Origin of the sequence: Vibrio sp. SCSIO 43132 (assembly GCF_019904195.1) — a bacterium.
In the GTDB taxonomy this organism is placed as follows: Bacteria; Pseudomonadota; Gammaproteobacteria; order Enterobacterales; family Vibrionaceae; genus Vibrio; species Vibrio nigripulchritudo.
Genome location: NZ_CP063199.1, coordinates 2,224,812 through 2,251,116, shown reverse-complemented (window position 1 = coordinate 2,251,116; position 26,305 = coordinate 2,224,812). Strand labels below are relative to the sequence as shown.

Sequence of the window (26,305 nt, the reverse complement as noted above, 5' to 3'; positions counted from 1 at the left end):
AAGCCACAATGACAAGGAGTCTGTCATGACAGATAAACCACTTGGCGGCGCAGGGCTGCGGGGGCAGAGTGCGGGTTCTACTGCACTGTGTACCGTAGGAAAAAGCGGAACAGGCTTAACCTACCGCGGGTACGACATTACCGATCTTGCCAACCATGCGGAGTTTGAAGAAGTTGCGTATTTGCTGTTGCGCGGAAAGCTGCCGAATCGGCAAGAGCTTAGCGAGTATAAGGAGTTACTCCGTTTATTGCGTGGCTTACCAGAACCACTAAAAGAAGCGCTGGAGCTTTTGCCTGCCGAAGCGCATCCCATGGATGTCATGAGGACGGGGTGCTCTGTGTTAGGGAACCTCGAAACCGAAAACACCTTTGACGACCAGCTTTCTGCGACCGAAAGAATGCTGGCGCTTTTTCCAGCCATTATTTGTTACTGGTATCGCTATTCTCACGATGGAATAAGAATTGATACCGAAGATCGCTCAGAAGACAGTATCGGCGGCTACTTTCTCAAAATGCTGACCGATGAACCTGCCTCTGACCTGCACAAGCAGGTGATGCACTGTTCTCTTATTCTGTATGCCGAGCACGAGTTTAATGCCTCAACCTTTACCGCAAGGGTATGTGCATCGACTTTGTCGGACATTCATTCCTGCGTGACGGGTGCGATTGGCACTTTGCGAGGTCCATTACATGGTGGCGCAAATGAAGCTGCTATGGCGATGATCGAAAACTGGCAAACCCCTGAAGAGGCAGAGCGAGAAATTCTTGGCATGCTGGAGCGTAAAGAGAAAATCATGGGCTTCGGTCATGCCATATACCGCGAGAGCGACCCACGTAATGCGCTGATTAAAGCTTGGTCGAAAAAGCTATCAGACGCGGTCGGGGATACTCGCCTTTACGCCGTGAGCGAGCGGGTTGAATCGGTTATGAAACGCGAAAAAGATTTGTTTTGTAATGCCGACTTTTTCCATGCTTCTGCTTACCACTTTATGGACATTCCCACCAAGCTGTTTACCCCGATTTTTGTCATGAGCCGACTGACAGGTTGGTGTGCGCATGTGTTTGAACAGCGGGAGAACAACCGAATCATTCGCCCAAGTGCCGATTATATCGGTCCAGAACATCAAGAATGGCTGCCAATCGACCAGCGTCAATAGAATTTAAGGAAAAAGAAATGACACAAAACGTAGAGATTAACGAACGCCCGGCACCCGATGATCTTCTGGTGGAAGTCGCAGAATACGTGAGTAACACTGACATTCAATCCGAAGAAGCGTACAACACGGCGCGAAACTGTCTGATGGATACTCTGGGGTGTGGTTTGCTGGCGCTTCGTTTCCCAGAATGTACCAAGCATCTCGGTCCGATTGTTCCAGGCACTACGGTTCGGCATGGTGCACGAGTACCGGGCACGTCTCATGAACTCGATCCAATCACTGCTGCGTTCAATATCGGCTGCATCATCCGCTGGTTAGATTTTAACGATACGTGGCTGGCAGCAGAATGGGGGCATCCATCAGATAACCTTGGCGGTATTTTAGCTACAGCAGATTATCTGAGCCGAAGCGCAGTGGCGGAAGGTAAAGCACCGTTGACCATGAAAGATGTGCTTACTGCGATGATCAAAGCTCATGAAATTCAGGGTGTGCTGGCTCTTGAAAATTCCTACAACCGAGTGGGCTTGGACCATGTCCTATTGGTACGTGTTGCTTCAACAGCTGTGGTTACCAAAATGCTGGGTGGCAGCAAAGAACAAATCATTGATGCGGTGTCTCAGGCTTGGGTAGACGGTTGTGCACTTCGTACTTATCGTCACGCACCGAATGCTGGCTCGCGAAAATCCTGGGCAGCGGGTGACGCGACTTCTCGCGCTGTTCGCCTTGCGATGATCACCATGAAAGGCGAAATGGGTCTGCCTTCTGTCTTAACTGCGCCTAAGTGGGGTTATTACGATGTGCTGTTTAATGGCGAGTCGTTCAAAGTCAGCCAGCCATTCAGTAGCTACGTGATGGAAAACATTCTGTTCAAGATTTCATTCCCCGCAGAATTCCATTCTCAAACTGCGGTGGAATGTGCCGTAGCACTTCATAACGAAGTCAAAGACAAAGTGGATCAGATTGCGAGAATTGAGGTGACCACGCATGAGTCTGCGATTCGCATTATTTCTAAATCAGGCAACTTAGCGAATCCAGCTGACCGTGACCACTGTTTACAATACATGATTGCGGTGCCACTGCTTTACGGCGACTTGGTTGCAGAACATTACGAAGACAGTTTCCATCATGGCGACCCCCGTATTGATACGCTGCGTGAGAAAATGATGATCATCGAAGACTCTCGTTACAGCCGTGAATATCTGGAGTCGGACAAGCGTTCTATCGCTAATGCGATTCAGGTGTTTTTTGAAGACGGTTCGTCCACCGACAAGATAGAAATTGAATACCCAATTGGTCACCGCCGACGCCGCGAAGAAGGGATTCCAGTATTGGAGCAGAAGTTCCTACGCAATCTGCAAACTCGCTTCCCGGCTGGTCGTTCGCAGCAAATCTTTGACCTATGTAAAGACCAACAAGCACTCGAAAGCATGCCCGTACATGAATTCATGAGCTTGTTTGCCATTAACTAACCGAAATGTGGGGTCAATAGAGACCCCACATTTCTTCTCGGAGGAAGAACGGATGTCTACCTACGAAAAAGAATACCAATTTGCGTGTAATGAACCCGAAGCGTTTTGGAAGAAACAAGCGCAAAATCTCGATTGGTTTCGATTCCCTGATCAAATCCTTAGCAAAGATGAGCACGGAATCGATCGCTGGTTTGCAGACGGTGAAATAAACACCTGTTGGCTGGCGTTGGATTACCACATTGAGCAGGGGAATGGCGATAAAACAGCATTGATCTATGACTCTCCGGCCACCAAAACCAAACAGGCGTACACCTACAGTGAACTCCATAAAGAGGTGTCACACGTTGCAGGTATGTTGGTAAAACATGGAGTAGGCAAAGGTGATCGGGTGGTGATTTACATGCCAATGATCCCCCAAGCCGCGATGGCAATGTTGGCTTGCGCCAGAATTGGTGCCATTCATTCGGTGGTGTTTGGTGGATTCGCCCCAAACGAACTGGCGGTAAGAATTGAAGACGCTGAACCAAGAGTAGTGCTGACGGCATCCTGCGGGATTGAAGTGAACAAAGTACTGGCGTACAAACCCATCGTTGATAAAGCCATTATGGACAGCCGCTGGAAGCCCTCGTCGGTGATTGTGTATCAGCGTCCGGAATGTGTAGCTAATCTCTCCCATGAAAGAGATAGGGAATGGCAAAGTGAGCAAGAGAGTGCGCCAAATACCGATTGCGTATCACTAAAATCGACCGATCCGCTTTATATCCTCTATACCTCAGGAACAACGGGAAAACCCAAAGGTGTTGTTCGGGATAATGGCGGTCACGCGGTTGCAATGAAGTACTCCATGTCTTGCGTGTATAACCTGAGCCAAGACGGTGTGTTTTGGGCAGCGTCAGATGTGGGTTGGGTTGTTGGTCATTCTTACATTGTGTACGCCCCGTTGATTCACGGTTGTACAACGGTTTTGTTTGAAGGAAAGCCCATCAAAACACCTGATCCCGGTGCATTCTGGCGAGTGTGTGAAGAGTATAAAGTGAATGTGTTGTTTTCTGCACCAACGGCGTTTCGAGCGATTAAGAAAGAAGATCCAGATGGCAACCACGTTAAGCTTTACGATTTAAGCAAGCTTCAAAGCATATTTATGGCAGGTGAAAGGCTTGATCCTCCGACGCAAGCTTGGGTCGAGAATTGCACCTTAAAACCAGTGATTGACCACTGGTGGCAGACTGAAACGGGTTGGGCGATTGCGGGTAATCCAACCGGTATAGAAATGCTTAAGGTGAAACACGGCAGTGCGACAAAGCCGATGCCGGGATATCAAGTATCGATTTTGGATGAGCTTGGTGACCAGAAAGCGCCAAACCAACAAGGGTATGTTGCGATAAAACGCCCACTGCCTCCCAGTTGCTTACCAACTATCTGGCGAAATCACGACAGGTTTGAAAGTGGCTATCTGTCGCAGTTTGAAGGCTATTATGTGTCTGGTGATGGAGGTTACCTAGACGAAGACGGTTATCTCTTCATTATGGGCAGAGTGGATGACGTAATTAATGTCGCGGGTCATCGCCTGTCTACTGGTGAGATGGAGGAAGTAGTTGGCGGGCACCCTGCTGTGGCGGAATGCGCCGTAGTTGGAGTTCACGACGATTTGAAAGGGCAAACCCCGCTTGGCTTTGTGGTGCTTAAAGACGGTGTCGCCATTTCAGATGAGAATATTCAAACCGAACTCGTTGGTAAAGTTCGTGAGGAAATTGGGGCGGTAGCGTGTTTCAAAAATGCATTGGTTGTCGACAGATTACCCAAAACCCGATCAGGTAAAATTTTGAGGCGGGTCATTCGTCAAATCGCTGATGGAGAGCAGTATACCGTGCCATCTACGATTGACGACCCAACCAGTTTGAACGAACTGGAAAGGGTGATTCACCCAGCTAAAAAATAACCCAACACAGACGCGCCAATTGGCGCGTTTTCATTTGTTAGTGTCTGTGAAACAAGAAATTCCATTTTGGCACTGCACCTTGTTGTGTCTTATGTATATACTTACAAAGTCAACAGACCCTAAACATACGCTTTATTTCCATAAACTTATGAGCACTTATCGTATTCGCGCTGCCCAAGTTGAAGACTTGGAAGCACTCAACAAATTCATGTACCAATTACACGACTACCATCATCGTGAGACCCCCGATTTATTCAAATCACCGGAAGAGGTTGAACAAGAGAAAAGTATCTCTCGGTATATCGATGATCCTGAGTGCTTTGTTTATGTGGCGGAGGACAGCGAACAATCGCTTGTGGGCTTTGTATCTGGCCACTTTTGTGAGTTGCAGTCGTCAATCATGAAGCCTGTAACCATGGGCAGTATTGACGAAATCTTTGTTACTCCCGAACACAGAAAAACCGGAGTGGCTCAGATGCTGTTCGAACGTCTCGAAACAGCATTTAAAGAGTGTGGAGTGAAGCAAATGTTTGTTGAGGTCTGGCACTTTAATGAAGCTGCTTTAAACTTTTATAACAAACTGGGCTTGAATCATCATATTCATTGGATGCGTAAGCCTCTGATTTAAAAAATTTAACCCATATTTCAAACTAATCACAGGGATTGCTCATCGTGACACCTCGTCATCTCTTTTCTTATTTGGCGCTTGTTTTATCTTTTTTCGCCAGCTTTACCCATGCTTCCTCTGAAACACCACCTAAGTACAAAGGGGCACTTTGCTTAATTGCCAGCCATGACGGAAAAATTGTTATGGTTCGCGAGGCTATCACAGGTCAGCTTTCCATTCCCGGAGGTCATGTTGAGGAAGGGGAAGACCCAGCCAAAGCTGCTGAGCGAGAAGCCTGGGAAGAATCCGGGCTGGTTGTTACGGCGATAGGTAAACTGGGTGTTTTAGGGAATGCGGCATTGTACGATTGTGTGTCTGATTCCCCTGTGGTGGCTTTCAACCACAAAGACGAAGGTGGTCACAATATTGTTCCGGCATGGTTTGCTCCTCACTACGGAATAGAAACCAAACAGGTTGTATTGGCACACATCGCAGAGGTCAATAAGGCGAATTACCGTTACCCGTCTCAAATCGATGCACTTCAATACTATTCCGAAAAAGCCGCAAGACAAAAAGTGGCGTACATCGATGACATTGTAGAAGCTGCGATTCCGTTTCATCAGAAAGAAATTCGTTATATTAAAGCCCTGCAAGAGGGGGTATTGAGTGCTTCGACTGCGTTGTTGCCGTACATTCATTCCTTCTTCTACGTTGGGGACATTCTTGCCAGCCCCTGGATGCTGATCGTACTGATTCCGGCAGCATTTATGGTATTTGGTCGTTACTTTGGCGCTGAGCTTTTGTTCGCCGTGGTGAGTGTGGCGGTGTTAGCGCTGGTTGCTCAGGTCGGTGTTGGTTTTGCGAGACCTCATGCCTTTATGCCGGAGCTTATGTTGGGTGACACCTTTGGCTTTGGAATGCCGAGCATGACGAGCGCACTGATGGTCACTGTACTGGGGCTGTTTTATCTGCATGCAACCCGTGAATACCCAATTGAAATGGTCAGGCGCTATTTGCCAACGATTGTGGTGCTCGTCCTGTTTCATGGTTTATCGACCGTTTATCTGGGTGCTCAGTACTTCACCGACGTTCTGGCAGGGATGGCGTTAGGGGGAATGGCGGTTTGGCATTTCAACAGACTGGATAAAAAAGACGAAGTACATACCGGTGAGATCCTAAGTAGTGCCTCCGTTTGGTGGGTTGCCGTAGTCATTATCGCTGTTTTGGGTACATTGTGGCCAAGACCGGATTTTGCGTATTGGTTTGCCACATCCATCGCAATTGCTTCTGTGTTTACGTTCCTCAAGCCAAAAGTGGAGTCCAGACATCGCAGCGTTAAACATATCGTAACCGTCATTTTCATATTGATGTTTGCCAACTTACTTTACAGCGTTGTGAAAACATTCCTGAATTACAGCTCAATCATCGCTTTAGTACTGGAGGCGTCTCGCTACCCGGTATTGGTTTTGATATTCGCGATTACCCAACTTCGTGAAGGGAAAGATCAAACAGAGAAGAAATAGTTAGGCTAGAAATAAACAGAAATCGTTATAGACCCTATAAATAGAGCCCATTTGGGCTCTATTTTTTTGTCGGTTGGTCGGTATTTTTACAAAGGCTGGCATGTTCGTTAGAAGTGCGTATAATCCGGCAGTTCGCTGTATGAGAAGGGCAAATTTGCCTAACCAGCTTGTCTAGTCTGCTTTGCGAGACTAGTAATTAAAACTCAATCAAAAAGAAGTATTGTCGTGTTGAATAGCCAGTATAAAATCAACGAAATGTTTGAAACCATTCAGGGGGAGGGCACCTTCACCGGAGTGCCATCTGTATTTGTCCGTTTGCAAGAATGCCCAGTCGGTTGTGCGTGGTGTGACACCAAGCAAACCTGGGAAGCAGAAGAACAAGATCAGGTCCCCATTGGCGACATCATGATTAAAACGGCAGACTCACCTACCTGGTGTTTTGTCTCTGCTGGCGACATCGTTGAGCAGTATCAAAAACACGGCTATACCGCCAAAAACATCGTCATCACTGGTGGCGAACCCTGCGTTTATGACCTTGTTGCACTTACAAAGGCATTTGAGGATATTGGCTGCCAATGTCAAATCGAAACCAGCGGAACCTTCGAAGTTAAAGCCACTGATTCCACTTGGGTGACGGTTTCCCCTAAAATTGCCATGAAAGGCAAGCTGCCTGTTTTGGTATCTGCTCTTGAAAGAGCGAACGAGATCAAGCATCCGGTTGGTACTCAGAAAGACATCGATCAGCTAGATGAATTGATTGCCAGCGCCGATGTGTCGGATGAAACCACCATTGCGTTGCAGCCAATCAGCCAGAAGCCAAGAGCAACTAAGCTTTGTATCGATACCTGCATCGCTCGTAACTGGCGCCTGTCTGTTCAGACTCATAAATATTTGAATATCGCTTAAACCGAGGATTTATCATGAAAAAAGCAGTCGTAGTATTCAGCGGTGGACAAGATTCGACAACGTGTTTGGTTCAGGCGATCAAAGATTTTGATGAAGTTCATGCAATTACGTTTGATTATGGTCAGCGTCATAAGCTTGAAATCGAAGTGGCGGAGCAACTTGCTAAAGATCTGAAAATTGCCGCGCACAAAGTCATGGACGTCGGGCTTTTGAATGAACTGGCTATCAGCTCACTAACGCGAGACGACATTCCTGTTTCCCACGAATTACAAGAGAATGGCTTGCCAAACTCTTTTGTTCCTGGGCGTAACATTTTATTCCTGACTCTTGCCGGTATTTACGCTTATCAAATCGGTGCTGAAACAGTGATCACTGGAGTGTGCGAAACCGATTTTTCAGGCTACCCGGATTGCCGCGACGAATTTGTGAAAGCGATGAACAAAGCCTTAGTGTCTGGAATGGATAAAGCGCTTGAGATCAAAACCCCTCTGATGTGGTTGAACAAAGCGGAAACCTGGGCACTGGCAGACCAATACGACGCATTGGATCTGGTTCGCCAACATACTTTAACCTGCTACAACGGCGTGATTGGTGATGGTTGTGGAGATTGTCCATCTTGCGACTTGCGTGCAGCAGGTTTAAATGAATACCTCGACAACAAAGACAGTGTTATGCAGTCGTTGGTGTCGAAGCAGAATGGCGTATCGCATCAATAGGGTCAGTGTAAGCATCAACAATGCAGTTTCTGCCATTGAGTTTTGCCTGATACAGTGCCTGATCCAAAATTGAATAGAGCACATCAAAGTCGCTGAGCTTTTCTGATGTAGACAGGTAAGAGAAGCTCGCGGTTAAATTCAGAGTCTGATGGTCTTCCGACATAAAGGTTTTAGACTCAATCAAATCCCGCATTTTTTCTACTTTTACCCACACTTGTTCTTCGGGAACATCGGTAAGAAGCACCATAAATTCTTCACCACCGATTCGACCGATACTGTCTCTTTCACCTAGCTGAGACGAGATGGTTTTTGCTACATGTTTTAGCGCGATGTCTCCGGTAGGGTGACCATAGTTGTCATTGATGTCCTTGAAATGGTCGAGATCGAATAGCACTAATACATGCTTTAAATCTGGAGAGGAACTTTGTGGTTGCCGGCGGATTTTTTCTAGAATCGTTAGTCGATTGTAAGTGTGTGTTAACGAGTCCTTTTCCGCGGTTTGACGGGTTCGTTTGTTTGCATACAGTATCCCGCCAATGATCAAAAACAACACCACCATAAACATTCGGTTCATTAGATCGCGCTGAGTTAAAGACTCCAACTGATGCTGTTGCTCTGTGTTTTTCAACACCAGTTTTGAGTTTTCCAGTTCTTCTTCAAGCTTGCTTTTACTTAAATCCAGCGCTTCAAACGCATTTTGGTTTTCTCGGTCGCGCTTTTGTATTTCCAACTCATGAAAACGTTTGTAACTCTCTAACGCTTGCGAGTAGTTACCTGTTGTCTCCTGAATTTCCGACAGCAGTTGTAGCGAGTCGGCTTCGTATTTAGGCAGCTCGTCTATTTTGGCCAATTCAGTTGCCGTTTCAGCGTACTCAATGGCTACGTTATACACTTCACGAGTCAGATATTCATTCGCCAGACTTAACGCGATGCTGATTTTCATCTCTAGATTGTTTTGGTCTTCAGCCATATCCATCGCTTGGTGCAAGTAGGCGTTGCTGAGGTCGTGATGCCCCAGTTCGGTATTCAGTTGCCCAAGACCAATATAGGTGAGTGCCATGCCGTACTGGTGATCCAGCTTTTTGAGGATTTGCAGAGACTCTTGATAGTGTTGCTCGGCTTTGTCTAGCTGCTTAGCTTTAAGGTATAAGCTGCCTAAGCTATGTAAGATCTGGGCCCGGGCAAGTGGCAGAGTATTTGGTTCACTGCGCAATTCCAGAGATTTGAGTAAGTAGGTTTCCGATTCTTCGTACCTGCCCATATCAGACAGCAGATTGCCGATGTCGTTGTAGTTGCCTGAATTATCGTGGTAGTCCTTGGAGTTAGAAATGATTTTGAAATACGTTTCCAACGCGACTTTGTAGTCACCTAAATGGGCATAGTTATTGGCTAACAGACGGTAGGCATCCCTTAAAGGAATAAAAGGGTCCGTTAATTGCTCAAGGTGAGCGGAAATCGAAGAGCAATAAAACTTGGCGCTATGATGTTCACCCATGCGGCTAAGGAGCAGACAAAGGCGGTACTCAATTAGGGCGCGACTTTGATAATCGTGGGTGACTTTAGTCTGGTTAATGAGGTTTTTATACTTGGCATATGCCGCTTTATTGTCGTGCTTTACTTCATCATTCAGTGCGGCAACTAAGGTGTGCTGAAACTTATCATAACTTGTTGGTGTATCGGGTAATTCACTGTAATAGGGTTGTTTTCTAAGCGTATAAAAACGGTGGATTTGTGTTGATATATAAAGCTTTTCAGCGTTGTCGGGCAGGATGATATAACGCTCTTGAAGCATCATAAGTGCAGCATGTTCATCACTCTGAAGTTTTTTAGAATACAGTGCGTTCCAGGCTTCACGATCAAAAGCAAATGAAGAGGTGGAAAGGACTAATGCGATGATGCCTGAAAGTAGCGTGAGTTTTCTCACTTATGCTCCCGAGTGAGTATAAATTGACTGCGCCATTTTACGTTCATCGCATAATGGTGGTAGTGCAAATGTCACCTTTTGAAACAGAAAATGATAATTGTGCAAAAGAATGGGCAAATAGTTGAGGTGAGCCGAAAATTATAGGTTTGAATATATATAAATACAGTTTCACTTTGTGAAACTAGATTGGTTTCAGAAAAATAAAAAGCTCGGAAAATTAATTTCCGAGCCAGAAGTACTTATTTTAATTGTATTGTCATTTAACGTACAATTTTGCCAAATCTGAAGGTTCCATTTCCTTACCTTCTAAGGTGGCATTCCAGTTTGTACCAACTAAAACACCATCTTCTGCTAAAGTAAGCAGCCAGTCTTCAGCAAAAATATCGAGTGGAATTTCCAGTACCTCAAAATCTGCCCACTCTTCAACGTTATGAAGTTCAGCATCTTCTTTAGATGACCAGAATGGCATTACTTCGCTGTTTTCAAACTCTGTTGAATCACAAGCCAGCCATCCATCTTCATTTTTCAGACCCCAAACCAGCTTGGTTTGTTTTGTCTCTTCAATGAACAGATTTAGGTTAGACTCGATATCTGAAGTCAGTTTTGTCATCGGGATTTTCCAATACAAGTGATAATTGCGGCAAAGGGTAGCATTTCAGAAGGGATTTTACACGGTAAATAAGACAGAAATAAAAAAGCCAGACTCTATGGAGGCTGGCTTTGAGGTCTGAGCGTTTGAATTTACTTTTTCTTAGTAGTGAAAATGTTCCACTCGTTGATGACTGAGCCTTTGTACCCCACAACAGTCGCGACTACGCGGCGGTTGAGTGCATGGCTAACCTGGCTTTCACCCAAGTCATCTAATACCGAATCACCAAAACCGATGGTTTTAATTCGTGTGTGGCTCACTCCATAGCTGATCAAAGCCTCTCGAACGGCTTTCGCTCTGCGCTTAGAAAGATCCAAATTGTGTTCTGCGTTACCTGTTTTACTGGCAAATCCCTGTAGCTCAATTGAAGTTTCAGGGTAAGCATCCAAAAACTCAGCCATGGTGCGAATCTGGGTAATAAAGGCTGGTGTGATTTCATCTGAGTCGTTGGCAAACAAGACTTTTAGCTGCTTTTTATCTTCCGACTCAATGTAGGTTTCACACCCATCATTGTCTACGCTAGCGCCACGAGGTGTACCAGTACACAGGTCACGGGCGTTCACTACGCCATCGTAGTCATCATCACTTAAATCAGCAATTTGGTCAGACTTTGGTACGTCAATATAATCGTATTCGTCATCGCTCTGATTGGCGGAAGCGTGCCAAGATAGTGTAAGCAGAGCTGAACACGCTATTGCTAGATACTTCATTCATTCCAACCTTAATATTCTACAGATTCTTTCCACTCGTCTGGTACTTCAACCAGAAGAGAGTCAAGCAGGTTTCCGGAAGCATTCATGACACGATATTTAGCCAATTGCTCTGCATAGTGTGCATCAATGTATGCTTTACGGGCTTCAAACAATTCGTTCTCGGTGTTGAGTAAATCAAGAAGAGTACGTTTACCAATTCGGTATTGCTTTTCATAAGCAATAACCGTTTCCGCAGCGGAGTCAACGTGGTCTGCCAAGAATTCTTTCTGTTGCAAGGTCAGATCCAGTGCACTCCAGGAAAGCTGGAGGCTTTCTTTAATGGTGCGAAAAGTTCTGTCACGGAGATCTTTTGACTTATTTAACTGGTAGGCAGCGCGCTCAGAGTTGGCACTGTCGGAGCCGCCGTTATACAGGTTGTAACGCATACGAAGCATTGCAGTTGCTTCATCTGCCTGACCACGTACACCCCCAGCATCTTCACGCCATGTGCCGGATGCCTCGAAAGAGAATGTAGGGTAGTTCACACCTTTTGATTGGTCATACTGGAAACGCGCGGCTTCAACGTCTGCTACCGCAATGCGAATAACAGGGTGATCACCGTATGCATTATCCAATGCTTCTGCAAAGGTCAGTGGAATGGACGTTTCATCCGCTCTTGGGAAAATAAGACCCTGCGGAGTCTGTCCTACTAAGCGGGTGAACTGAGTGTGCGCATCAAAGATATTGTTCTGTGCTGCGAGCAAGTTGCCGTGTGCTTTAGCAATACGCGCTTCAACCTGAGAAACATCCGCTACAGAACCAATACCAGACTCGGCTCTACGCTTGATGTCTTTATAGATCTTTTTGTGAACAGCGAGATTGCTTTCAGAAAGTGCCAGAATTTCTTCAGACTTAACGGCTTCTAGATAAATCTGAGCAACTTCAAGCGCTTTATCCTGAGCACTGGCTAATAATTGCAGTCTCATGGATTCAGCTTCAGCAGCTGTTCTATCTATATTATTAAGTGTGGCTGAACCATCCCAAATAAGCTGAGTAAAAGTTATAGTTGCTTCTTTTCTCGTCAGGTCAGTTGTTTCGCTATTTACCGGAGCTGGGTTTACATGTTCAAAACCAATTCCAGCGTCTAGATCAACTTTTGGAAGATATGCACCGCTTGCCGCTTCGTTATCTTTTCGATAACTCATGTAATCGTTGAATGCACTCTTTAATTCTGGGTTGGTGGCGAGCGTAATGGCCACGGCTTGCTCCAGCGTTTGAGCATAGACACTTGTGGCTAAAGAACCAGCAAGCAAACAGCCAATGGCACCTATATAACGTCCTTTCACTTTACCTCTCCAGTCGTGTTAATTCTTGATATGTTTATATATTATCCCAATTATAGTCTCATTTTTGAGATGCATGCAAAATACAAATTATTGGGTGAGCTATATATTGCGATATTTATTAATCATAAGCCATTGAATGTTTTCACAGACAAACACTTATATTCGCTTGTTCTCATTTTTGAAACAGATAACTATCAATAAATACATATACTTAAAAGGGTCGAATATTATAGGTTGAGACACTTAGAAGCAATATTATCAGTTTGAATTTTTAAGCCTTTTACGAAATTATATTGCTCTAATTCTTAACCTTCCACTTGTTAATTTAATACTGCGATATTGGATAGAAATTCGTAGTGTTTTTACTTCTTTGGGAGTAGGGAATATGGCTTCTTTTTCGTCTTTATTTTCTGCAGGCTTGTCTGCACTGGGTAAAGTAATAGTGATAGATGTAGAGGGGAATTTAAAAACTGTCTCCGAAGATTATTCACTTTTACCTGGCGAAGTATTTGTAACTATTGATGATGAAGTGGTTTTGGCTGAGCTTCCTGCGAAAGAGGGAGAGCCCGAATTATCTACCGATATAGACCAGATATTGTCCTCAATAGAGGCGGGTGAAGACCCTACTTTACTTGTGGAGTTTGCCACCGCAGCGGGTGTAGAAACACCAACGCAAGAAAAAATTATAATTATTGATATTGCGGGCAACATCAAAATTGTTCCTGCTAACACAGTGTTGTTACCTGGTGAAGTGGTACTTGAAGATGAACAGGGTTATTTACTGTTTTCCGAGAGCGATTTACCAGATACAGCGATACTGGATGAAAGCGGTGAATTGCGCACATTGGACACCGACCCTGAGATAGATCAGATTTTCGCCGCGTTAGAGGCAGGGGCTGACCCGACTCAGATTGAAGAATTGGCACCTGCAGCCGGTGGAGGCGCAGCGGGTTCATCTATTGGGACGTCTGGGGAAATCGAACGTACTGGCACGCAAGTGCTTGCGGCTACGTCTTTTGACACCTCTGGTTTAGCCAGTCAAGGGTTATCCGAAACTCAAAGTCTTTCACTTCTTAATCTTCTGCAGATCGCGGCAGTAAATCAGTCTCCCGTCGCTCAGAACAGCAGCGCAGCTCTTGATGAAGATACCAGCATTTCTGGACAGGTTTTGGCAACAGATGCCGATCTACCTGCTGGTTCTACACTGACATACGCGACTACATCGACAGCGACTGGACTCACGTTTAACAGCGACGGTACTTACACGTTTGATGCTTCCAGCTATGACTCATTGTCTGAAGGTCAAATCCTCGTCATCACGGTGCCTTACACCGCGACTGACAATCAGGGAGCAACAGGTAGCGGTACGCTAACCATAACCATCACGGGTACTAACGATGCGCCTGTCGCTCAGGCTGAATCTTTCTCAGTGAATGAAGATGAAACCTTCTCAGGGCAAATGGACGCTACTGATATCGACCTTCCTGCGGGCAGCGTTTTAAACTTCTCTATTACTGACACAATTGAAGGGTTGACCTTCAATACTGATGGTTCTTATACCTTTGATGCCAGCAGTTACGATTACCTTCAGGAAGGGCAAACACAACAAATTCCTGTCGTAGTAACCGTAACCGATGAAGCTGGCGGAACCGATACAACAATATTGACCATTACCATCGTGGGTACTAATGATGCGTCTGTTGTGTCGGCAGATACTCGTACTCTGACTGAAACAAACAGCGTCCTTACCTCCTCTGGCACATTGACCAGTACTGACGTTGACGGTCCAGACAATAGCTTTACCGCCAACACCATTACTAATGATTTTGGTACTTTTACTATTGATGCCAATGGTAATTGGACGTTTTCATCAAATGGCGCGTTTGATCATCTTCGCCAGGGCGAAGAAGCAAGTTTCATTTACCCGGTAACCACCACAGATGGAACAGAAACCACGGTTACAATAACTATTCAGGGTACAAATGACCTTCCTGTTGTTGAAGAGCGGTTAGGAGGTTGGATTCAAGAAGATGAGACTACACCAATTGTAAAGAACTTAGTTGTTCAGGATCCAGACAACACGAATCACGATTTTGAAGTGGTGGGTGGAATTGACCCTGCTGACAGCGTCGGCGTATTCAAAATTAACTCAGATGGCGTCTGGACGTTTGAACTGACTCCGGGTAAAGCTGATTACTTAAAAGAAGGGCAGAAGCTATTTGAAACCTATCTGGTGAAAGTTACTGACGAAGACGGTGGTGAAATCATTGTTGAGGTTACGGTTGGCATCGTTGGTACTAACGACGCTTCAGTGGTGTCCTCCGATTCGGTAACCTTAGTCGAGACCGATAGTGTATTAACTTCCTCTGGCACTTTGACTAGTACAGATGTTGATGGACCAGACAATAGCTTTGTCGCCAACAGTATTACCAATGACCTTGGCACATTCACCATTGATGAAAACGGAAACTGGACGTTTACAGCAAGCAGCACGTTTGATCATCTAAGAGTTGGTGAAGAAAAAACATTTACCTACCCAGTTACCACTGCGGATGGTACGGAAAGCTCGGTGACTATCACCATTCAAGGCACGAATGACCTTCCTGTTGTTGAAGAGCGTTTAGGGGGCTGGATCCTTGAAGATGATGCTGGGCAACTCGTTAAAAACCTCATTGTTCAAGACCTTGATAATGACAATCATACCTTTGAAGTTGTCGGCGGAATTGACCCGGCAGACAGTGTTGGCGTATTCAAAATTAACTCGGATGGCGTCTGGACGTTTGAACTGACACCAGGTAAAGCTGATTATCTGAAAGAAGGTCAGAAGCTTTTCGAAACTTATAAAGTGAAAGTGACCGATGAAGATGGCGGCGTAACGATTGTTGATGTAACGGTCGGTATCGTAGGTCAAAATGACGCCGCTGTTGTTTCTTCAGATGTTCGCACTTTGGTTGAAACAGACAGCGTACTTACTACGTCAGGTACATTAACCAGTACAGATGTAGATGGACCAGATAACAGCTTTGTTGCCAACTCCATAACCAATTCTCTTGGTACGTTTACGATTGATGAAAACGGTAACTGGACGTTTACGGCTAGTGAGACCTTTGACAGCTTGCGAGTGGGAGAAGAGCTTTCTTTCACTTACCCGGTTGAAACTACCGACGGCGCAACCAGCTCGGTTGAAATCATCATTCAGGGTACGAACGATCTTCCTGTTGTGGAAGAACGATTGGGAGGCTGGATTCTTGAAGATGATTCTGGGCAACTCGTTAAAAACCTCGTTGTTCAGGACCTCGATAATGACAAGCACACCTTTGAAGTAGTAGGAACGCCAGCAACGGTCGTCGGTACTTTTGCTATCAATAGCGATGGCGTGTGGACATACGAGCTAACTCCGGGGGCGGCGGATTACTTAAAAGAAGGTCAAAAGCTCTTTGAAACCTATCAGGTGAAAGTCACTGACGAAGACGGTGGCGTGACGATTGTTGATGTCACGGTTGGTATCGTTGGTCAGAATGATGCCGCTATCGTTTCTTCCGATTCTGTTACGCTTGTCGAAACAGACAGCGTTCTTACATCTTCCGGTACTCTAACCAGTACAGATGTAGATGGACCAGACAACAGTTTTGTCGCGAGTTCCGTTACTAATTCACTCGGAACGTTCACCATTGATGAAAATGGCAACTGGACATTTACAGCAAGCGGCACTTTCGACCATTTACGAGTCGGCGAAGAGGCGACATTTACTTACCCGGTCACTACTACCGATGGGGCAACCAGCACGGTCGAAATCACGATTCAGGGGACGAATGATCTTCCGGTGGTGGAAGAGAGACTGGGTGGCTGGATTAGTGAAGATGAGACGACACAAATTGTCAAAAATCTTGTTGTGCAAGACTTGGATAATGACAACCATACTTTTGAAGTCGTCGGTTCTGTCCCTGGTGCTGTAGGTACGTTTGTCATCAACAGTGAAGGTGTGTGGACTTATGAGCTGACTCCAGGTGCCGCAGACTACCTTAAAGAAGGGCAAAAACTGTTCGAAACGTACCAGGTGAAAGTCACTGATGAGGATGGTGGTGTAACCATCGTTGATGTCACCGTAGGTATCGTCGGCCAGAACGATGCCCCTGTAATTGATTCGACCATCAGTGTGACGGGCAGCGTTGCAGAAGATACGGCGGGTAGTAGTGTAGCAACAGGTCAGCTTGTTGCCACTGACCCAGATAATGATACGGCACCAAATACGGATCTCACGTGGTCTGACATTACAACCAATCTTTCTCAATACGGCAATTTCGTTATCGATTCGGGAACTGGCGAATGGACGTTCCAGATAGATAATACGCTACCAGCAGTTCAAGCCTTGTCTGAAGGTCAGTCGGTGACTGAAACCTTTACTGTTCAGGTGAGTGACGGAATGGTAACCGATACCCAGGAAGTCGTCATTACCATCACGGGCACCAACGATGCACCAGTTGCTCAAAACGCGTCTGTTGGCGTGGATGAAGATGCGAGCATTACTGGCAATGTGACGGCGACAGATGTCGACCTTCCACCAGGTTCTTCTCTGAATTACGCGACAACATCTACAGCAACTGGGCTGACGTTCAATTCAGATGGTTCATACAGCTTCGATGCTTCCAGTTATGATTCGCTGTCTGAAGGGGAGACTCTGGTCATTCAGGTTCCTTACACCGCGACGGATGAGCAGTCTGCCGTAAGTAATACAGGCATGCTCACCATTACCATAACCGGGACAAATGATGATCCGGTTGCTGACGCTAAAGTGGTTGATGTTCAGGAAGACGCTTCAATCAGTGGTCAAATGACAGCAACTGATGTCGATTTGCCTGCAGGGGAGTCACTGACATTCAATACGACCAGCACTGCGACCGGGCTAACTTTTAATTCGGATGGTAGCTATACATTTGATGCCTCTAGCTATGACTATCTTCCTGCGGGACAAGTGCTTGAAATAGTAGTACCTGTAACCGTAACCGATGAAGCAGGTGGAACCGCAACCACCACTCTTACCATCAAAGTAACGGGGACAAACGATGCAGCCGTTGTAGATAGCGCGACCAAAACGTTACAAGAGACAGATGCAGCGCTCACTACTGGCGGTACTCTGACCAGCACGGATGTTGATGGCACAGACAACCGCTTCAATGCGTCCACAACTAACGGAACCATAGGTACATTCTCAATTAATGCCAATGGTGTCTGGACGTTTGTTGCGAGCAAAGCCTTTGATGAATTAAACGTTGGCGACAAAGTAGAAGAAACTTACAACGTCACAACCGAAGATGGTACACCTACCACTGTTACTGTGGTAATTGAAGGTACTAACGATGGTCCGGTGATAGATGAAACCACGGGGGTTTCTGGCACCGTCAAAGAGGACGTTGCTGCGAGTGCAACTGCTACAGGAACACTGGTCGCTACCGATCCAGACAACGACACCGATCCAAACCAAGATATGGTGTGGACAGACGTTACGACAGGCTCTCCGACTTACGGCAGCTTCTCGATAGATTCAGGCACTGGTCAGTGGACATATCAAATCAATAACTCACTGAGTGCCGTTCAGTCGCTTGCCGAAGGGCAAACTGTGACTGAAACCTTTACCGTTCAAGTCAGTGATGGTTCAGCGACAGATACTCAGGAAGTGACAGTCACTGTAACGGGAACCAATGATGATCCAGCGGTCACGGGCGGCAAGTTCGCTGATACCGTGATTGAAGATTCTCAAACCACGGCTTCCGGTGCTATTACGTTTGATGATGTCGACACATTGGACACTCATACCTGGGTTGTATCGGGTGGTGGAACAGGTACATACGGAAACCTGACCATAGATAATGATGGTAACTGGCAGTACGTCTTGGATGCGGTTAAATCAAACAGCTTGCACGAGAATCAGAAAGAAACTGAAACTTTTACCGTGACCTTGAGTGATGGCAAAGGTGGAACCGTTTCTAAAACCATCGAAATTTCAGTGGTTGGTAGCAATGATCTGCCGTCTGTAACAGGCGGAACAACTGGCGATGTAGAAGAAGATAATGCCGCCAAACAAAATGCAACGGGCACGTTAGCAATACAGGATCCAGATGTACCGGACAACGCTGCGTTTACTTTGCTTGGTAGTGATACTCAGACTTACGGTTCGTTCTCAATAGACAAAGACACCGGTGAATGGGAGTTTGTGCTCGATAACTCCGCAGCACAAACTTTGTCTGAAGGGCAGGAAGTCACGCATACCTTTACGGTTCAGATAGAAGATGATTACAACGGAATTGTAACGCAAGACGTTGTTATCACTATCAAAGGTGATAATGACCAGCCTTCCATATCTGGTACACAGTTAGGTCAGTTGAAAGAAGATACTACGTTGACAGCGACCGGCTCGATGGACGTTGCCGATGTCGACCTGAATGATGTTCATAGCTGGACCATGAGTAATGGTGGTGTGGGCAAATACGGCTCCATTTCTATTGATGCTAATGGTGACTGGACATACACCCTTAACAACAGCAGTAAGCGTGTTCAGCAACTGGCAGAAGGTCAGAAAGCCCATGATTTCTTTACCGTCACGGTTAGCGATGGTCAGGGCGGAACAGACAGCAAACTGATTACCATTGAAGTGACGGGAACCAATGATGTACCGCGTTTGGGCGGTTCCCGCGTTGGCACCGTTACTGAGGATGGCACGCTTTCGGTTTCTAAACAGTTGAAACCTAGTGATGTGGATAAAACGGATACCCATCAATGGGAGGTCACTCAGTATCATCCAGATAGCCTGGGGACATTTGTTCTCGATGCGAACGGAAAATGGACCTTCACTCTGGATAACGATAAAGCCGATGATCTGGATGAAGGAGACAGAATTCGCGAAGAATACTGGGTAAAAGTGACTGATAACCACGGAGCATCAACTACCAAGAAAGTGGTCATCACAATCGAAGGGACCAACGACATTCCAGCACTGGATGGCGATTTAGCGGGAGAGGTAACAGAGGATACTCAAACCACGACCACAGGTCAGTTGTTGGATGGCGATCCGGATGCGGACGATTCTCACACCTTTGCAGTGCTCAACCCTCAAGGCTTGTTTGGTGAGCTAACGGTAAATTCTGACGGCAGTTGGAGCTACGATCTGACCAATACCAATAGTCAGGTGCAGGCACTGGCGGTGGGCGAAACGCTGACTGATACCTATCGCGTCACCGTAACCGACAGTCATGGTGAGAAAACAGAGAAGAACTTAGTCATCACCATTAAAGGTAATAACGATGACCCGGAAATAACCGGTAAAGTTTCTGGGACCGTGATTGAAGCAACGGCAGGTCAATTAGAGACAGACGGTCAGTTGGCAGCACTAGATGTGGACACATCCGATACCCACACTTGGTCGGTGACTGCGCCAACGGGCACTTATGGTTCACTCTCGGTAGACCCTAATACTGGGAAATGGACGTATGTTCTGGATTCAGGAAAACCTGCGACGCAGGCGCTGGATGCTGGTGAGGTTGCTCAGGACAAATTTACCATCGAAGTCGATGATGGCAATGGTGGTACAGCAACCAAAGAAATTGTCATTAATGTCGTGGGTACAAACTCAGACCCAAGTATTGTTGGTGATGATACTGGCGACATAAAAGAACTCGCTGGTACATCTACACCTACCACACCGAATACCACAACAGGAACGCTGGGTTCTGGCGATCCAGATGGTGACGACTCACACACATGGATGGTGGTTGATCCAAGTGGCACCTATGGCACATTGTCTATAGACAGCGATGGAAAATGGACCTTCACCCTCAATGATGGTTCAAACGTGGTAAATGAACTTGATGAAGGCGATACAACAACGGATACCTTCACTGTTCGTGCGACCGACAGCTTCGGTCAGCAGAGTGAATCCCAGGTTGTCATTACCATTGAGGGTACCAATGATGCACCAACGCTTAATGGAAGCGCACTTTCCAAAACCGTAACGGAAGATGGTGCAAGCTCCGTATCTGGTCAATTGAATTCTGGTGATCCAGATAAAGATGATGGAGCTGAATTCGGTATCTCTGGTGCACATCCTGCCGGAGAAGGTACCTACGGCAACCTTGTTGTCGACTCGTCAACAGGGCAGTGGACCTATACCCTTAAAGATCCAAACTCACCAGCGATTCAGGAATTGTCTCCGACAACCAGCCTGACAGAGACATTTACCGTGTTTGTTAAAGATGACGCAGGTGAAATGGTCTCCAAACCGCTCACTATTACGATTGCTGGTACAAACGACGAACCTGTGATTTCAGGTGATACAGAAGCAACCTATAAAGAAGATACTGGCACGGGTTCAAGTGTTTCGTTAACCGGAGCACTGAATATAACCGACATCGATAAAGACGTTGCTAGTGGTTCGGATACCGATACCGTCGATTCCGCAAAAATTGTTTCCTCTACCTTTGCAGGCAATCTAGGCACACTCACCATTGATGCGGCAGGTAACTGGGAGTATCTCATCAATAATGACTCGCCACAGGTTCAGGGATTGCGTGAGGGAGAAACTTACGTGGAAACCTTCACCATTCTTGGTGAAGACGAGTTTGGCGCCATTGTCAGCAAGGACCTGGCAATTACGGTTAAAGGAACGAATGATATTCCAGAAGTCTTTGGTGATAACGCCGGAACGGTAACCGTTACTAAGTCTGAAACCGCAAAGGGTATGGTACTGGCGACGGATGTAGACTCACTGGATGATGTGAAAGCCTGGACGGTTGAAAGTGGTGATGGCACATACGGTGTCCTAAGCATCGACGGGACAACAGGCGAATGGGTCTACACGATAGACAGCACCAAATCGATGCCTGGTCCGAACGACACGGCAACGGATACGTTTTATGTCAGGGCAGAAGATCTTGATGGCGGTGTGTCAGAAAAGTTCGCTATTGTCATCAATGTTCAAGGTTCAAACTTCCCACCAGTTGGCGGAGGTGGCAGCCCAACGAATGATCAGCCTGATATTGGTGGAGACATTACAGGTTCAGTTACGGAGGATTCGCTAACTGCAGAATCTGGACAACTGACGGTGACTGATCCTGATACCGGAGACAGTCACACATGGAGTTTGATTAATTCGGGCGGTACAGCAGAACCAGATAATAAGTTGGAAGGCACGTATGGTACGCTTGAGCTCAATCCGGCTACAGGCAAGTGGCATTATGTACTTAACAACAATGATCCTGCGGTTCAAAACCTCAAACCGGGTGAGACGGTGCAGGAAACATTCACAGTTAAGGTGACGGATTCTTCTGGCGAAGCAAACGATTCAGATACGCAGACCATCACCATTGATGTTGTTGGTAGTGCTGATCATGTCGAAGTTTCTAATCCGGTTATTGAAACGGCTGTTGTTAAAGAAGATGCCGTTACTACCGATTCCGGAACGCTCACTACCCCAGCTGGTCTCGGAACGGGTACCTGGCATCTGCCAAGTGGTGTAGGTCAGTTTGGTACATTAACTCTGGACTCTTCCGGTAACTGGACATACAACCTTAACAGCGCTAACCCTACAGTTAACCAACTGAAAGAAGGTGCGAAGCTTACAGAAACATTCGAAGTAGTGGTTGTTGATCAGTATGGTAAAACGACGGTTGATGCAAGTGGAAACCCCATCAAGCTTCAGGTCGAAATTGACATAACCGGTACTAACGATGCGCCAAATATTACGGGTGAGTTAACCAACAGCATTGCGAACAGTGATTCTGATGGAAAAATTACCGGTGATTTGAATCCTGGAGACCCAGATGTTGGTGATACACACACTTGGCGTCTACCAAATGAAACCGCTTCAAATGAAGAGGAAGGCACTTACGGTAAGCTGATTCTTAACCCAACAACGGGTGAGTATGAATACCAGTTAGATAGCAGTAACAACACGGTTAAGAATCTAGGTCAAACAGAAACTCTAACAGAGACTTTTGACGTCATTGTTAAAGATGACAACGGACTCGAATCTACCGATACCGTCACTATCACGATTACTGGTTCGAACGATGCTCCAGTTATTACGGGAGCAACGACAGGTACAGCCGAAGAAGACAGTGGTATAGCAGCGTCTGGCAAGCTGAATGCGGTAGAAGCGAATACCGATGATAGTGCGAGCTTTATCGCCAAAGAAGGTGCGAACGCACTGCAAGGAACCTACGGTAAGTTTGAAATCGATGCAGATGGTAACTGGACATACAACTTGTTCGACGGTCAGCCTCATATCGAAGAGCTGTCTCCAGACAGTTCTATTACTGAGTCCTTTATTGTTACTGCGGTCGATAGCTTTGGCGTGACCACCAGAGAAACAGTCACAGTCACCATTACTGGTACTAATGATGATCCTGTTGTTTCCGGTGATTCAACGGGCGTGGTTGCAGAAACGGCGGTTACAACGGCAACCGGTCAGTTGGTGACAGCAGATGTCGACGATAATGATACCGCGACTTACAGCGTAACGACGGTTGCTTCTTACGGTACTTTGAGTGTGAACCCATCTACAGGTGCCTGGGAGTACGTCGTTGACAGTAACAACGCAACCGTAAACAGCCTTGGTAAAGGTTCTTCAATCACCGATACGGCAGAGATTACGGTTACAGATAAGTTCGGTGGTACGGATACCATAACGGTAAATATCACCATCAACGGTGAAAATGATGCGCCTTCCATTTTTGGCAATCTTGCAACCGATACGGACGCAGAGGCGCAGGAAGAGTCAACAAGGACTGTGACTGGGCAACTGCAGTCTGGCGACCCGGATATGTTGGATTCTCCAGACACCCATACGTGGGAAGTACTCAACGACAATTCTCCTTATGGCAGTATGGACGTTGATCAAAATGGTGAATGGACCTTCAATCTCGAAAACAGTCATGCAGACATCCAGAAATTGGGAGCAGGTGAAGAGATTGAAATTCAGTATCAGATAAAAGTCTCTGATCAGCATGATGTCAGTGATACGCAGACTGTCACTATTACAGTAAAAGGTACCAACGATCTTCCTGTCGTTACTGGTCCTGTTACTGGAGCAACTGCAGAAGACGGAACAAGCGCCGCGACGGGAGATTTGGATGTATCTGATATTGATGAAAATGACACTCACACATGGAGCGTGTCAGGCAGCGATGTCGGAACGTATGGCAGCATTTCGGTAGATGCGAATGGTGTTTGGACTTACACATTGAATAACGCCTCGGATGCGGTTCAGAATCTGGCGGCTGGTCAAACTGAGCAGGATACCTTCCAAATCTCTGTGTTTGATGGCACGGATACGGTGACCAAAACGGTGACGATTGATGTTACTGGCTCAAACGATACCCCAAGTATTACTGGCGATACTTCCGATTCCATTTCACAAGACGCAACCGCATCGGTAACGGGCGACCTGAATGTGTCGGATAAAGACCTGTCGGATACTCATAGCTGGTCTATCGTTGGTTCTGATACCGGAAAATACGGCGAACTGAGTTTGAATACGTCGACAGGTGAGTGGGAATACAGCATTAACAATTCACTTGCAGGCAGTAACGCGCTTGGACAGGGACAGACAGAAGACGAAGTCTTTACCGTTATGGTTTCTGATGGTCAGGGTGGGACAAAAGAGCAGGATGTAACCATTACCGTTTCAGGTCGAAATGATGCACCTCAGGTTACGGCAGTTGTGGTAGCAGGAACGACAACGCTTGGCTTCACAGCATCTGCAACTGGTAGTTTGACCGCCACTGACCCAGATACCAATAACACATCACTGACTTGGTCGGTTTCTAACCCAAGTGGTACTTATGGCAACTTAAGCATCGACCAGTCCGGGCAATGGACTTACAGCATCGATGAGAGTAAGCCAGATACGGCAGACTTGGTGGCGGGCGTCACTAAGACGGAAACATTCACCATTGAAGTAGAAGACAGTCACGGCGCTGTTTCTACTGAAACGGTAACCGTAACGGTTAACGGTTCGCTATTTGATGGCACTCCTACGACTGGAAATGACATTCTCATTGCAACGGATGACGATGAAATCTTCTACGGGGATCCAAAAGGAAGTGCAGTGGCGTCGCAAGATACCTTTGTTTGGCAGCCCGGTTCTCTGGGCACTCCGGCAGGGCACGACATTATCCGAGAGTTTGATGTGAGTAATGACAGACTTGATTTAAGCGCAATTGTGGCTGCTGACAATGTTTCTGGATTGAGTGATCTGACTTCAAATCTGTCACTTTCTGAATCTTCCGGAAATACTTACTTGAATGTGAGTAATGGCTCTGGAACCATTCAGACCATCGAATTAGAAGGTATTGGCTTAGGCAGTCTGTTGTCTCATGCCTCTCCGGGCAGTTTGTCACCGGAAGAACAGATCGAGCGCTTGTTGGACAATGGAAGCCTGATATTGAGCGACAACATCGGTGATAGTAATGCCAATACCATTAGTGGTGATAGCTCTGCTGATAGTCTGTTTGGGTTATCAGGTAATGACATATTAGACGGTGACGGCGGCGATGACTTGATCGCTGGTGGCAGTGGGAATGACATCCTTACAGGTGGTGCAGGCAACGACTTGTTCATTTGGTACAAGGGTGAAACTGACAGTGCAGCCAGTCACGATCAAATTACCGACTTTGAACTGTCGGGAGGTGACAAACTCGATTTAAGAGACATCCTTCCAGATACTGTCGATGGCAACAGTCTGTCTTCTTTGCTGGGGCATATCTCCGCCACAGTATCTTCAGACAGTTCTACACTAGAACTGGTTGTTACACCTGAAAGTGGCATGTCACAAGCGATCGACGTCGTAATTGGTAACGCTGCCGACTACGGTTTATCGATGACATCTACTTCCAGTGATATCGTCAATGAACTGATGAATAACAATGCATTTAAATGGGACTGATAAATAAACTCATTCCCCTTAAATAGCAAAAGCGCAAGACTTGGTTTTTACATGCTGAGTCTTGCGTTTTTGGTTGCAATTGAGATAACCAAATTAAGCTGTAAATGCATCTCGTAAACGTTTGCTCTGTAATTGAAACCCTTTCAGTTACTCACTATTTCGAACCTGAAACCTGCACTAATTTATCTGGCATCCAACAAAAATATACCTTCTTTATGGATTGTTTATAAATTCATTTTTTAGTTCTTTTCTAATGCTTTAAGTATTAGAAAATTGATCGTTTTATGATCTCAAGATCCTCAGCCTTAATTATCAGGTTGAATAAAAATTTGGAAAGAGAGCAGACAAAATACTCCTGAAAAAGATTAGTAATGCGTGGTTACAGATAAATATTCTTATTAATCGATTATTAAAAGATGTTAATAGAAATCCTAATAAGAA

12 protein-coding genes are annotated in these 26,305 nt (G+C 46.1%); 8 read left to right on the top strand and 4 right to left on the bottom strand.

Annotated features, from left to right (window positions below; all coding sequences use genetic code 11):
* Positions 1-25 precede the first annotated feature (25 nt).
* From prpC to queC, 7 genes are all read left to right on the top strand, one after another.
* Positions 26-1,156, top strand: coding sequence for a 2-methylcitrate synthase (gene prpC / locus INR79_RS10095; protein ID WP_223093970.1), 1,131 nt, complete (start codon positions 26-28; stop codon positions 1,154-1,156).
* 17 nt (positions 1,157-1,173) lie between these two features.
* Entirely contained in the window at positions 1,174-2,625 is a 1,452-nt protein-coding gene (locus tag INR79_RS10090) for a bifunctional 2-methylcitrate dehydratase/aconitate hydratase (RefSeq protein ID WP_223093968.1), read from the top strand.
* 52 nt (positions 2,626-2,677) lie between these two features.
* Positions 2,678-4,564: a propionyl-CoA synthetase gene (locus tag INR79_RS10085; RefSeq protein ID WP_223093966.1), complete on the top strand. Its 1,887-nt coding sequence runs from the start codon at positions 2,678-2,680 to the stop codon at positions 4,562-4,564.
* Positions 4,565-4,712: 148 nt separating this feature from the next.
* Positions 4,713-5,192, top strand: a complete 480-nt coding sequence (locus INR79_RS10080; RefSeq protein ID WP_064669382.1) for a GNAT family N-acetyltransferase — start codon at positions 4,713-4,715, stop codon at positions 5,190-5,192.
* A gap of 44 nt (positions 5,193-5,236) precedes the next feature.
* Positions 5,237-6,694: a bifunctional NUDIX hydrolase/phosphatase PAP2 family protein gene (locus INR79_RS10075; protein WP_223093964.1), complete on the top strand. Its 1,458-nt coding sequence runs from the start codon at positions 5,237-5,239 to the stop codon at positions 6,692-6,694.
* A gap of 255 nt (positions 6,695-6,949) precedes the next feature.
* Positions 6,950-7,600 carry a 7-carboxy-7-deazaguanine synthase QueE gene (queE, locus tag INR79_RS10070; protein WP_038143663.1) on the top strand — a complete coding sequence of 217 codons (651 nt, stop codon included), beginning with the start codon at positions 6,950-6,952 and terminating at the stop codon, positions 7,598-7,600.
* Between the two features lie 14 nt (positions 7,601-7,614).
* Positions 7,615-8,316, top strand: a complete 702-nt coding sequence (gene queC / locus INR79_RS10065; protein WP_223093962.1) for a 7-cyano-7-deazaguanine synthase QueC — start codon at positions 7,615-7,617, stop codon at positions 8,314-8,316.
* Here queC and INR79_RS10060 read toward each other — a convergent pair.
* From INR79_RS10060 to INR79_RS10045, 4 genes are all read right to left on the bottom strand, one after another.
* Positions 8,270-10,240, bottom strand: coding sequence for a GGDEF domain-containing protein (locus INR79_RS10060; RefSeq protein ID WP_022599859.1), 1,971 nt, complete (start codon positions 10,238-10,240; stop codon positions 8,270-8,272). The genes queC and INR79_RS10060 overlap by 47 nt on opposite strands.
* Positions 10,241-10,496: 256 nt before the next feature.
* Entirely contained in the window at positions 10,497-10,850 is a 354-nt protein-coding gene (locus INR79_RS10055; RefSeq protein ID WP_004405831.1) for a DUF2750 domain-containing protein, read from the bottom strand.
* 131 nt (positions 10,851-10,981) lie between these two features.
* Entirely contained in the window at positions 10,982-11,599 is a 618-nt protein-coding gene (locus tag INR79_RS10050; RefSeq protein WP_004405830.1) for an OmpA family protein, read from the bottom strand.
* Between the two features lie 11 nt (positions 11,600-11,610).
* A complete protein-coding gene (locus INR79_RS10045) occupies positions 11,611-12,903 on the bottom strand; it encodes a TolC family outer membrane protein (RefSeq protein WP_038124861.1) in 1,293 nt (430 codons plus the stop codon).
* A gap of 409 nt (positions 12,904-13,312) precedes the next feature.
* Here INR79_RS10045 and INR79_RS10040 point away from each other — a divergent pair, with 409 nt between their 5' ends.
* Positions 13,313-25,864, top strand: coding sequence for a VCBS domain-containing protein (locus INR79_RS10040; protein WP_223093960.1), 12,552 nt, complete (start codon positions 13,313-13,315; stop codon positions 25,862-25,864).
* Positions 25,865-26,305: the final 441 nt, after the last annotated feature.